This is a genomic window from Providencia sp. UF-224 (assembly GCF_058245955.1).
The window spans coordinates 1-12,321 of sequence record NZ_JBSICC010000052.1 but is presented as its reverse complement, the minus strand read 5'-3'; the positions used below and the strand labels follow the sequence as shown (position 1 = coordinate 12,321).

Below are 12,321 nucleotides of genomic sequence, written 5' to 3'. Positions count from 1 at the left end.
TTCAAGCTCCTTGGGCGCCCACCTACAGTTTGAACTATTTAGAGCTATCTTCCTATTTATAGAGTTCGAATTGTTTTGCGTATTATCTGTATTCAGGCTCCTTTGGCACCTACCTACAGTTTGAACTATTTAGAGCTCGGATTGTTTTAAGTATTGTTTTATGGCCACAGCGTAAAAATATTTTCGCTTTTATGACAGCCTGTCATTTTTCTTTTTCAAACGTATTTTGATGTAATATTCCTTTAACTGTTTGAATTTAAATTATTTTTATTTTCATCCTGCCTAGTTTTATCTCGTCCTCAGTGAAAAAATAATCAATTGTCATAAAACTGTCATAAAAACGACATGTTGTCGTAACTAAATTGTCCTATTTTTCCTACCGTGACATACACCCAACAATTTTATACTTGATTGTTTCTATACATCCCCGGAGGGATTATGAAAATGACGCGTACCACCTTAGCAAGCGTAATGGCAGCAACTTTATCTCTGACTGCAATGTCTTCTTTTGCTGCTACCAGCCTGACCGGAGCTGGCGCGACCTTCCCTGCTCCTGTCTATGCGAAGTGGGCAGACTCTTATCAGAAAGAAACAGGTAATAAAGTGAACTATCAGGGGATCGGTTCTTCTGGTGGTGTAAAACAAATTAATGCAAAAACCGTTGATTTCGGTGCATCTGATGCGCCATTAACTGACGAAAAATTAAAAGAAGATGGCCTGTTCCAATTCCCTACCGTTATCGGTGGTGTGGTACTGGCGGTTAACGTAAAAGGCATCGAGTCAGGCCAACTGACGTTAGATGGCAACACATTAGGTGATATCTATTTAGGTAAAATCACCAAATGGAATGACCCGGCTATCGCAAAATTAAACCCAAATGCAAACTTACCAGACCAAGCCATCGCGGTGGTAAGACGTTCTGACGGTTCAGGTACTACATTCGTATTCACAAGCTACTTAGCAAAAGTCAGCACAGGTTGGAAAGATGAAATCGGTGCGGGTTCAACGGTTAACTGGCCGAAAAACAGCGTAGGCGGCAAAGGTAATGACGGAGTTGCAGCATTCGTACAACGTCTGCCAGGCTCTATCGGTTATGTTGAATATGCTTACGCAAAACAAAATAATCTTGCGTATACTAAGTTAGTTTCTGCGGATGGCGAAGCAGTATCACCAACGGGTGAAAGCTTCAGCGCAGCAGCGAAAAAAGTTGACTGGTCTAAGTCGTTTGCACAAGACCTGACTAACCGTGACGGCGCAAACGCATGGCCAATCACATCAACGACGTTCATCTTAGTACACAAAGAACAAGCGAATGCTGAGAAAGGTAAAGCGGTTCTCGACTTCTACAACTGGGCGTACGATAAAGGGGGCAAACAAGCAGAAGCACTGGATTACGCCGTGTTACCAAAAGAAGTTGTAACAGCTGTTCGTGCAGCATGGAAAACAGAAATTAAAGATAGCCAAGGTAAAGCATTGTTCTAATGCCCCTCGGGTTGGAAATGGCGGGTAAGTACTGAGGAACAGGGCTTACCCGCTCATTGTTGTAACGCAATCCTACAAACCAAGTAGGAATGGAAAGAGAACAAAGCGCATGGCCGAAAAAACAACGGCATTTAGAGCTCCCAGCAAATCAGGTGATGTAATTTTTGGTGCACTGGTAAAGATTGCCGCGCTAATCACTTTGTTAATGCTCGGTGGCATTATTATTTCCCTTATTTTTGCATCTTGGCCAAGTATGCAGAAGTTTGGGTTTTCGTTTTTATGGACCAAAGAGTGGGATGCACCAGCGGAACAGTTTGGTGCCCTTGTGCCGATTTACGGCACCATTGTAACCTCGTTAATCGCCCTGATTATCGCGGTACCTGTCAGTTTTGGTATTGCACTGTTCTTAACAGAACTCGCACCAAATTGGCTAAAACGTCCATTAGGGATTGCTATTGAATTACTTGCCGCCATTCCCAGTATCGTTTACGGGATGTGGGGCTTATTCGTTTTCGCACCACTTTTTGCAGAATACTTCCAAGAGCCGGTCGGCAACGTGATGTCGAGTATTCCGATTGTCGGTGAATTATTTTCAGGCCCTGCATTCGGGATAGGTATTTTAGCGGCGGGGATTATCCTCGCGATTATGATTATTCCTTACATTGCGTCTGTGATGCGCGATGTGTTTGAACAAACCCCGGTGATGATGAAAGAGTCAGCCTACGGAATTGGCTGCACCACGTGGGAAGTGATTTGGAACATTGTACTGCCGTATACCCGAAACGGGGTAATAGGTGGGGTGATGTTAGGGTTAGGCCGTGCATTGGGTGAAACCATGGCGGTGACCTTCGTGATTGGTAATACTTACCAACTCGATAGCGCATCCCTCTTCATGCCAGGGAACAGTATTACCTCTGCGTTGGCAAATGAGTTTGCGGAAGCAGAAAGCGGTTTACATACCTCAGCGCTGATGGAACTTGGGCTTATCCTGTTTGTTATCACGTTCATTGTGTTGGCGATTTCCAAGTTGATGGTAATGCGTCTTGCGAAGAATGAGGGCCGTTAATATGTCTGAATCTCAACCTTTTATCGTCAATGAGAAAGAACGCGCCCGCCGTCAAGCATGGCGTCGCCAAGTGAATAGAATGGCGCTGTTTGTCTCAATGCTGACCATGGCATTTGGGCTGTTCTGGCTAGTGTGGATTTTATTTTCGACGGTGACCAAAGGGATTGATGGCATGTCCCTCAATCTGTTTACCGAAATGACCCCGCCACCAAATACCGAAGGCGGTGGTTTAGCGAATGCGATCGTCGGAAGTGGTTTATTAATTTTATGGGCAACCGTGATTGGAACGCCTTTAGGGATTTTAGCGGGGATTTACTTGGCGGAATATGGCCGTAAGTCATGGTTAGCGTCTGTAACCCGCTTTATTAATGACATTTTGTTATCAGCACCATCTATCGTTGTTGGCTTGTTTGTGTACACCATCGTGGTGGCACAAATGCAGCACTTCTCTGGTTGGGCTGGGGTGATTGCACTGGCATTGCTGCAAATTCCTATTGTTATTCGTACCACTGAAAACATGCTGAAGTTGGTACCGGATAGCTTGCGTGAAGCGGCTTATGCTCTTGGAACGCCAAAATGGAAAATGATTTTATCCATTACATTAAAAGCATCAGTATCCGGGATTATTACAGGGATTTTACTGGCAATTGCGCGTATCGCGGGGGAAACCGCACCGCTTCTGTTTACTTCACTGTCGAACCAGTTCTGGAGTACAGATATGAGCGAACCAATTGCTAACTTACCTGTGACTATTTTCAAATTCGCAATGAGTCCATTCTCCGAATGGCAAGAGCTTGCATGGGCTGGGGTGTTGTTGATTACCCTGTGTGTCCTGCTTATTAACATCATTGCCCGCGTTGTGTTTGCACAGAAAAAACACTAAGCGCCCGGATAAATAAAGATTTAGAGAGAAAGTAACCATGATTAATGCAAACGAAATTGCGAACAGTAAAATTAAAGTCCGTGACCTCAACTTCTATTATGGCAAGTTTCACGCACTGAAAAATATCTCTTTAGACATTGAGAAAAACAAAGTTACGGCGTTTATCGGCCCATCGGGTTGTGGTAAATCCACGTTATTACGTACTTTCAATAAAATGTATGAGCTGTACGGCGAACAACATGCACAAGGCGAAATATTACTGGATGGTCAAAACATCCTGACAGACAAACAAGATATCGCATTATTACGTGCAAAAGTGGGCATGGTGTTCCAAAAACCAACACCATTCCCAATGTCTATTTACGACAACATCGCGTTTGGCGTGCGTTTGTTTGAAAAATTGTCTCGTGTGGAAATGGATGAGCGCGTGCAATGGGCATTAACCAAAGCGGCACTGTGGAATGAAACCAAAGACAAACTGCACCAAAGTGGTTACAGCTTGTCGGGGGGGCAGCAGCAGCGCTTGTGTATTGCTCGCGGTATTGCGATTCGCCCCGAAGTGTTATTGCTGGATGAGCCTTGTTCAGCATTGGACCCTATTTCCACAGGGCGTATTGAAGAGTTAATCAGTGAATTAAAATCAGAGTATACCGTCGTGATTGTTACCCACAACATGCAACAAGCCGCACGCTGTTCTGATTACACAGCATTTATGTATTTAGGTGAATTGGTTGAGTTTAATCATACCGATAAGATGTTCACCACCCCAGAAATGAAGCAAACTGAAGATTATATTACTGGCCGCTACGGTTGATATGGAGCCGACGATGGATACGCTGAATCACAACAAACATATATCTGGGCAGTTCAATGCGGAACTGGAACATATCCATACTGAATTAATGACGATGGGAGGGCTGGTCGAAGAACAGCTCACCAAAGCCATCACGGCGATGCATAATCAGGATGAAGCTCTAGCGCGTGAAGTTATCGAAAATGACCATAAAGTCAATATGATGGAAGTGGCCATTGATGAAGAGTGCGTAAAAATCATTGCCAAGCGTCAGCCAACGGCGAGTGACTTGCGACTGATTATGTCAATTTCTAAAACCATCGCGGAATTGGAACGTATCGGTGACGTTGCCGATAAAATCTGCCAAACCGCATTGGAGAAATTTTCGCAGCAACATCAGCCGCTTCTCGTCAGTTTAGAATCACTAGGCCGCCATACGGTGCAAATGCTGCATGATGTGCTGGACGCGTTTGCACGTATGGATCTCGAAGAAGCCATCCGTATTTACCGCGAAGACGAGAAAGTGGACCAAGAGTACGAAGGTATTGTGCGTCAGTTAATGACTTACATGATGGAAGACCCTCGCACCATTCCAAGTGTGTTAACAGCGCTGTTTTGTGCACGCTCAATCGAGCGTATCGGTGACCGCTGCCAAAATATCTGTGAGTTTATTTTCTACTATGTGAAGGGGCAGGATTTCCGTCATGTGGGTGGGGATAATCTCGAAAAAATGCTCACTAGCAAATAAATGCTCGTCATATTTCGCACTGTAGCGGCGTTGGCTGCACAAAGTTACCCTAGTCACATACTTGTGTATGCTCCTAGGGATAACGTTGTTTGCCGCCTTGCTACAGCACGAACTATTTAGAGCATTGATACATTTGAACAGTTATTTCCTTAATAACTATTGGTGTATATTTTTAGGTACAATGTATCTAAAAATTTAGCTTAAGGTTTTTATACAGACTTTCTTCTTGCTCAATAAGAGTCTATTGATGGTGAAAGCCATATTCGGGGGCCTTTGTTATAGAGTTTGCCCCTTTTTTATACACTCATATATTCCATTTTGTTATAAACATATTATTTAATATTATTTCAGGTGCTAAGAGATAGTTGATAGCGTGTGGTGGTCGATTTACATAAATTTACCACTAGGGGTATTCAATGAAAGCTCGTATTCTGACGACTGTTTTACTTACAGGTTTGGCGCTGACAGCGAATGTCGCTAGCGCAGATAAATTAGATGATATTAAACAAGCGGGTGTGATCCGCATCTCCGTATTTGATAGCAACCCACCATTTGGTTTTATTGACCCACAAACTAAAAAGTTAGCGGGTTATGACGTTGATATCGCGCAAGAAATTGCAGATAGCTTAGGGGTGAAACTTGAACTGCGTCCAACAAACCCTGCAAACCGTATTCCACTGCTGACCTCTGGTAAAGTTGACCTGATTGGGGCGAACTTCACCATTACCGATGAGCGTGCAAAACAGGTTGATTTCTCCATCCCTGATTTCGCCACAGGGCAAAAATTTATTGCTCGTAAAGGCGTATTAAAAACCCCTGATGACATCAAACCACTGCGTATTGGTGCCGATAAAGGAACGGTGCAGGAAGTGACGCTGCGTGAACGTTTCCCAGATACCAAAGTGATTTCTTATGACGATACCCCACAAGCATTTGCTGCGCTGCGTAATGGTAACGTCCAAGCGATTACCCAAGACGATGCAAAACTGGTTGGCTTATTAGGTAATCTACCAGAAAAAGTAAAAGTAGATTTTGAAATTTCACCGTTTAGCTTAACCAAAGAGTACCAAGCTCTGGCTGCTAGCAAAGGCGAAACGCGTTTAGTTGAAAACGTGAATGAAACCCTGCTGAAACTGGAAAAAGATGGTAAAGCCGAAGTGATTTATAACCGTTGGTTTGGTCCAGACACCAAAGCTGCCCAACCACGCGGTGACTTTAAATTTGCCCCACTGAGCGAACAACAACCACAGTCTTAATCGATAGTGGCAAGAAGTAAGTGATTTGAAACCCTGCACTGTGTGCGGGGTTCTTGGTTATACGGGGTGAGCTTTTTAGTCACAGGATGTGAAAGAAATAGGTCGTGAACTATGTTTGAGAAATTTGTCAGCGGTGATTTTTGGTCTGCGCATTTATTAGCGCCACAGTACCTTGAATGGTTCGGCTATGGCTTTGTTTTAACAGTCTGGATCTCGATTTGCACCATTATTGCTGCCACCTTTTTAGGCTTTTTAGTTGCATCAGCAAAGGATAGCCAGATTGCTCCTCTACGCTGGGGAGTGAGCATCTATATTTCTATTTTTAGAAACACGCCTTTGTTGGTGCAGTTATTCTTCTGGTATTTCGCCTCGGGAGAAATTCTCCCTTCTGCGGCGATGGAATGGCTAAATACGCCTCATGAAATCAACGTATTTGGGCTCACTGTAGGTTGGCCTTCTTTTGAATTTTTAGCCGGTTTTATTGGGTTAACGTTATACACCGTTCCCTTTATTGCAGAAGAAATTCGCGCGGGGATCCGTGGGGTACGCCAAGGCCAAAAATATGCCGCGTTTGCGCTGGGGCTGACTTCGTGGCAGGCGATGAAATTGGTGGTATTGCCTCAAGCGGTCAAAATCGCCATGCCGCCGTTACTTGGTCAGTACATGAATGTAGTGAAAAATTCCTCATTAACCATGGCGATTGGCGTCGCGGAGCTCTCTTATGTGTCTCGCCAAGTGGATAGCCAAACCTTACAAACCTTCACTGCATTTGGAGTAGCAACGGTGCTGTATATCGCCATTATTGCGTTGATGGAAGGCTGGGGACAATGGCGACTGCAACGTAACTTGGCTCAGGGGGTGTAATATGGATTTTTCAGTAATCGAACAAAATTGGCAATATTTACTGTTTGGGACTTTCCCTGATGGCCCATTAGAAGGGGCAGCGTTGACACTGGTGATTAGCTTGTTGGCAGGGGCGGCATCCATTTTTTTAGGGACATTGGGCGGTATTGCATTAGCCATGCTACGTGGCTTTTGGGTTAACCTATTTGCGGCAGTTTTAGGCTTTTTCCGTGCAATTCCTGTCATTATGTTGATATTTTGGACGTATTTCTTGTTGCCTATCTTATTAGGCACAGAGATCCCCGGGATCACCACGGTGGTCTGTGCACTCGCCTTGATCACATCGGCTTACTTAGCCCATGCTGTAAAAGCAGGGATCTTAGCAATAGGCGCAGGGCAATGGCAGGCAGGGTTGTCTCTTGGTTTCAGTCGTTGGCAAGTATTGTGGAATATCGTTTTACCCCAAGCGTTACGTATGATGGTGCCGTCGTTTATTAACCAATGGGTGGCGTTGATTAAAGACACTTCATTAGCCTATGTTGTGGGTGTGGCAGAATTATCTTTCTTAGCAACTCAAGTGAATAACCGCGAAATGGTTTATCCACTGGAAGTTTTCTTATTCGTGGCATTTATCTATTTTGTGATGTGCTTTGCGGTAGAAATCATTGCCAATGTAGTGGCAAAAAAACTCAGTGCACAAAATGACCCGCACAAGCTGGCGGCAAGGCGCAGCTTATTATTTTGGCGTAGGCAAAAATTGTTAGCACTATCCTAAATAGGAATGGCGGTTTTTATACCGCCATCTTACCAAAACCCATTTTTATTCTTTTTCATAATTCATCGCGTTGTATCAGTTAGTTAGGACATTTTGCCTGTTGAATTTCACGCAATCGTTTTCTTTTGCGATTTTTAATTGTAGTATAGGGCGAAAAAAACTTTTTTTGGGCGCGATATCTAATGAGTAATCAATCTTCTAGCTCGGCACAACCGCAGAGCTTGTTTCAGCGTGTTTTTAAATTACAAGAACACGGCACAACCGCACGAACTGAAGTTGTTGCTGGCTTCACAACCTTCCTGACGATGGTGTATATCGTCTTTGTTAACCCTCAAATTTTGTCAATTGCAGGCATGGACATCAAAGCGGTATTCGTTACCACCTGCTTGATTGCGGCAATTGGCAGTATTTTGATGGGCTTACTCGCTAACTTACCGATTGCGGTTGCACCGGCGATGGGGCTGAATGCCTTCTTTGCATTCGTGGTGGTTGGCGCGATGGGGTATTCATGGCAAGTGGCGATGGGCGCTGTTTTCTGGGGCGCAGTTGGCTTATTTATCCTGACATTATTCCGCATTCGTTACTGGATTATTGCTAATATCCCTCTGAGCTTACGTGTGGGGATCACCAGCGGTATTGGTTTATTTATCGCGATGATGGGGTTGAAAAACTCCGGTATTATCGTGGCAAACCCAGATACACTAGTGTCAATCGGTAACTTAACACACCATAACGTGTGGTTAGGGGCGCTGGGCTTCTTTATTATTGCTATCTTAGCGGCGCGTAACATCCATGCGGCGGTGTTAGTGTCTATTGCCGTGACTACCTTAATTGGTCTGGCTCTGGGAGATGTGCAATACACCGGTATTTTCTCTATTCCACCCAGTATCACTAGCGTAGTAGGGCAAGTGGACTTCGCTGGCTCATTAGATTTAGCGCTATCTGGCGTGATTTTTGCCTTTATGTTGGTCAATTTATTTGACTCATCAGGCACCATGATTGGTGTGACAGACAAAGCTGGGATCACTAATGAGCGAGGAACGTTCCCGCGCATGAAGCAAGCTTTGTATGTCGATAGCTTAAGCTCTGTTGCTGGTTCGGCAATGGGAACTTCATCGGTAACGGCCTATATTGAAAGCTCTTCAGGGGTGTCAGTCGGTGGGCGTACGGGGTTAACAGCAGTTGTTGTCGGCATCTTATTCCTATTGACCATGTTTATCTCTCCGCTTGCGGGTATGGTTCCTGCTTATGCAACCGCGGGCGCATTGATTTACGTCGGTGTGTTGATGACATCAAGCCTGACTCGCGTGAAATGGGATGACTTAACGGAATCTGTCCCTGCATTTATTACCGCAGTGATGATGCCGTTTAGCTTCTCGATTACCGAAGGGATTGCGTTAGGGTTTATTGCGTACTGTGCGATGAAAATCGGGACAGGGCGCTGGCGAGATCTGGGCCTGTGCGTGATTTTAGTGGCGGCGATGTTTTTGCTTAAAATGGTTCTAATCGACGCCTAAAATGCTCGAATGCTCGTCATACTTCGAGCTGTGACGTTGTTGCCTACACTCGGTTACTCGGGTCACATACTTGTGTATGCTCTCCGAGATAACTTCGCTTGGCGCCTAGCCACAGTTCGAATTATTTAGAGCATTAATGAGTCACGTTAACTGTGTTGGCTTCGTTTGCTAACCCTAGTCACATACTTATGTATGCTCCCCGAGATAACCTCGTTTGGCGCCTAGTCACAGTTCGAATTATTTAGAGCATTAGAATAACTTAGTGTATTAGAATGATTGGAATTATTTAGAATATTACCTAGTATATTTTGTTTATTGGCCCAAATTTTTAAAGTCATTTAATGAGTTAATCATTTCTCTTTCTTCTATTCGAATCCCCTTGCATGCAACTCGAATTATTTAAGGTATAATCAGTAAAGTACTGTTGCGAAGGCAGGGTGGAATAAAAAATCCGCTGAAATTGCAAACTAGTGCTTTCCCCCTTTATGGGATCCTGCTAGATTTCGCAGCAGAAACTGACTTTATCAAGGTATCAGACCATGAACGCACCAAAAAAACCGGCAGCTAAGCCAAAGAAAAAATACCGTAAAACCAAAGAAGAATTAAACGCGGAAGGCCGTGAACGTAAACGCGAGAAAAAACATCGTGGGAATAAGTCAGGCAGCCGTAATCAAGACTCATCATCGAATAATCAAAAGAGTGGACAGAATTCGTTAGTTGACCCACGTTTGGGTAGCAAAAAGCCGATCCCTTTAATTATCGATGAAAAACAAGTATCTAAGCCTGTTATTGAGAAAAAACAGCCAGTTGTTAAAGAAAAACTGACGCCTGAAAAAGAGTTAGAGCTGTTAGAAAGCGATGACCGCTTAGATAGCTTATTAGCGCGCCTAGAAGATGGCGAAACGGTTAATGCAGAAGAGCAAAAATACATCAATACCTGTTTAGACCGTATTGACGAACTGATGAATATCTTAGGCATTGAATATGCTGAAGAAGAAGAGGAAGAAGACGAAGATAAATTAGATGACATCATGCGCATCTTAAAAAGCAAATAACTTCGTTTAACCATCCCTCGTGCAAGCGGGGGATGCGTCTGTTTTTTTCTACAAACTCACTTTTCTTTGATGTTGCATCAAGTCTCTTTTCTCTAACATATTTATAATATCACTATGTTGTGAAGTTTTTTCACACTCACCGAATAACAAATTAAATAAGGTGCAACCCGTTGTAATGGTTTGAGCTTTTGGTCAATTGAGGAATGTTATGTCAGAGCAAAATATTGTTTGGGATCTTTCTCTCATTCAGAAATACAATTATTCAGGGCCGCGATATACGTCATATCCAACCGCCTTGGAATTTAATCAAGACTATGATGAACAAGCGTTTATTAGCGCCACGGCGCGTTATCCTGAACGTCCTTTGTCCCTGTATGTGCACATTCCTTTTTGCCATAAACTCTGCTATTTCTGTGGCTGTAATAAATTAGTTACTCGCCAAAAACATAAAGCGGATGAATATTTAAAAGTTATTGAAAAAGAAATTATTCAGCGCGCATCTTTATTAAAAAACCGCACTGTCACGCAAATGCATTGGGGCGGCGGTACGCCGACGTATCTTGATAAAGCCCAAGTTAGCCATTTAGTTGGCTTATTGAAAAAATATTTTCATTTTGCCGATGATGTGGAAATGTCTATTGAAGTCGACCCGCGTGAAATTGAACTCGATATGATTGACCACTTGCGCTATGAAGGCTTTAACCGCCTAAGTATGGGCGTGCAGGACTTCAATAAAGAAGTGCAGGTATTGGTAAATCGCGAACAAGATGAAGACTTCATTTTTGCCTTGATTAAGCGCGCGAAAGAAACGGGTTTTACATCAACCAGTATTGACCTGATTTATGGTTTGCCAAAACAGACCCCCGAAAGCTTTGCCTTTACATTGAAAAAGGTCGCAGAGTTATCGCCTGATCGCTTAAGCGTATTTAATTATGCTCACTTACCAAATTTATTTGCAGCGCAGCGCAAAATCAAAGATGAAGACTTACCGAGCGCAGAGCAAAAACTCGATATTCTGCAAGATACCATTGCGACGTTAACCAAAGGGGGCTACCAGTTTATCGGGATGGATCACTTTGCCCGCCCTGAAGATGAGCTGGCAGTCGCGCAGCGTGAGGGAATTTTGCACCGTAATTTCCAAGGTTATACCACCCAAGGGGATTGCGATCTGTTAGGGTTAGGTGTTTCGGCTATCAGCATGCTAGGGGATAACTACGCGCAGAACCAAAAAGACTTAAAAACCTATTATGCACAGGTTGAAGAGCAAGGGCATGCTTTATGGCGTGGCTTAGTTTTAACCGATGATGATTGCTTGCGCCGTGATGTGATCAAAACCTTAATCTGTAATTTCCAACTGGATTTTGCACAAATAGAAGCCTTATACCCGATTGATTTTAAATCTTATTTTAAAGAAGATTTGGAATTATTGAAGCCAATGGCGGAAGATGGGCTGGTGGAGATCTCCGCAACAGGGATTAAAGTGACTCCGCAAGGGCGTTTGTTGATCCGCAATGTGTGCATGTGTTTTGATGTGTATTTGCGGGGGCAGATGAGGCAGCGGCAGTTTTCCCGCGTCATCTAATACTCTTCATATTTCGCGCAATAGCTGCGTTGGCTTTATTCGGCTACTCGGGTCACATACTTTTGTATGCTCCCGATTTTCGTCATCCTTCGTGTTGTGGCGGTGTTGGCTTCATTCGGCTACTTGGGTCACATACTTATGTATGCTCCCCAAGCTATCCTCATTTTGCCGCCTAGCCACAGCGCGAATGATTTAGAAAATTAAATGGTTGTTATCCTTCATGCGGTGGGGGTGTTGGCTGTACTCGGCTACTTGGGTCACATACTTATGTATGCTCCCCAAGCTATCCTCATTTTGCCGCCTAGCCACAGCGCGAATGAT

General features: G+C 43.9%; 11 protein-coding genes. All 11 read left to right on the top strand.

Annotation, left to right across the window (positions count from 1 at the left end):
* The first annotated feature begins 438 nt into the window (after positions 1-438).
* The 11 genes from pstS (at position 439) to hemN (ending at position 12,000) form a co-directional block, all read left to right on the top strand.
* A complete protein-coding gene (pstS, locus tag AC4IFO_RS22105; RefSeq protein ID WP_490737636.1) occupies positions 439-1,482 on the top strand; it encodes a phosphate ABC transporter substrate-binding protein PstS in 1,044 nt (347 codons plus the stop codon).
* A 109-nt stretch (positions 1,483-1,591) separates the two neighbouring features.
* The gene (pstC, locus tag AC4IFO_RS22100) at positions 1,592-2,548 is read left to right on the top strand and encodes a phosphate ABC transporter permease PstC (protein WP_206084973.1); all 957 of its coding nucleotides are present in this window, start codon (positions 1,592-1,594) and stop codon (positions 2,546-2,548) included.
* A 1-nt stretch (position 2,549) separates the two neighbouring features.
* Entirely contained in the window at positions 2,550-3,431 is an 882-nt protein-coding gene (gene pstA, locus AC4IFO_RS22095) for a phosphate ABC transporter permease PstA (protein WP_374445521.1), read from the top strand.
* 37 nt (positions 3,432-3,468) lie between these two features.
* A complete protein-coding gene (pstB, locus tag AC4IFO_RS22090) occupies positions 3,469-4,245 on the top strand; it encodes a phosphate ABC transporter ATP-binding protein PstB (RefSeq protein ID WP_219245365.1) in 777 nt (258 codons plus the stop codon).
* 13 nt (positions 4,246-4,258) lie between these two features.
* Complete coding sequence (phoU, locus tag AC4IFO_RS22085; RefSeq protein WP_273803888.1) at positions 4,259-4,972, top strand: phosphate signaling complex protein PhoU; 714 nt, start codon at positions 4,259-4,261, stop codon at positions 4,970-4,972.
* Positions 4,973-5,388: 416 nt separating this feature from the next.
* Positions 5,389-6,228, top strand: a complete 840-nt coding sequence (locus AC4IFO_RS22080; RefSeq protein ID WP_219245366.1) for an ABC transporter substrate-binding protein — start codon at positions 5,389-5,391, stop codon at positions 6,226-6,228.
* Between the two features lie 111 nt (positions 6,229-6,339).
* On the top strand, positions 6,340-7,092 hold the full coding sequence (locus AC4IFO_RS22075; protein WP_219245367.1) for an amino acid ABC transporter permease: 753 nt from the start codon (positions 6,340-6,342) through the stop codon (positions 7,090-7,092).
* A gap of 1 nt (position 7,093) precedes the next feature.
* Positions 7,094-7,846 (top strand): amino acid ABC transporter permease, encoded by a 753-nt coding sequence (locus tag AC4IFO_RS22070; RefSeq protein ID WP_490737631.1) that lies wholly within the window; start codon positions 7,094-7,096, stop codon positions 7,844-7,846.
* A gap of 182 nt (positions 7,847-8,028) precedes the next feature.
* Positions 8,029-9,363: an NCS2 family permease gene (locus tag AC4IFO_RS22065; RefSeq protein WP_490737629.1), complete on the top strand. Its 1,335-nt coding sequence runs from the start codon at positions 8,029-8,031 to the stop codon at positions 9,361-9,363.
* Between the two features lie 539 nt (positions 9,364-9,902).
* Positions 9,903-10,418, top strand: coding sequence for a Der GTPase-activating protein YihI (gene yihI / locus AC4IFO_RS22060; RefSeq protein ID WP_490737627.1), 516 nt, complete (start codon positions 9,903-9,905; stop codon positions 10,416-10,418).
* 208 nt (positions 10,419-10,626) lie between these two features.
* Positions 10,627-12,000, top strand: coding sequence for an oxygen-independent coproporphyrinogen III oxidase (gene hemN, locus AC4IFO_RS22055; RefSeq protein WP_490737625.1), 1,374 nt, complete (start codon positions 10,627-10,629; stop codon positions 11,998-12,000).
* The last annotated feature ends 321 nt before the right edge of the window (positions 12,001-12,321 follow it).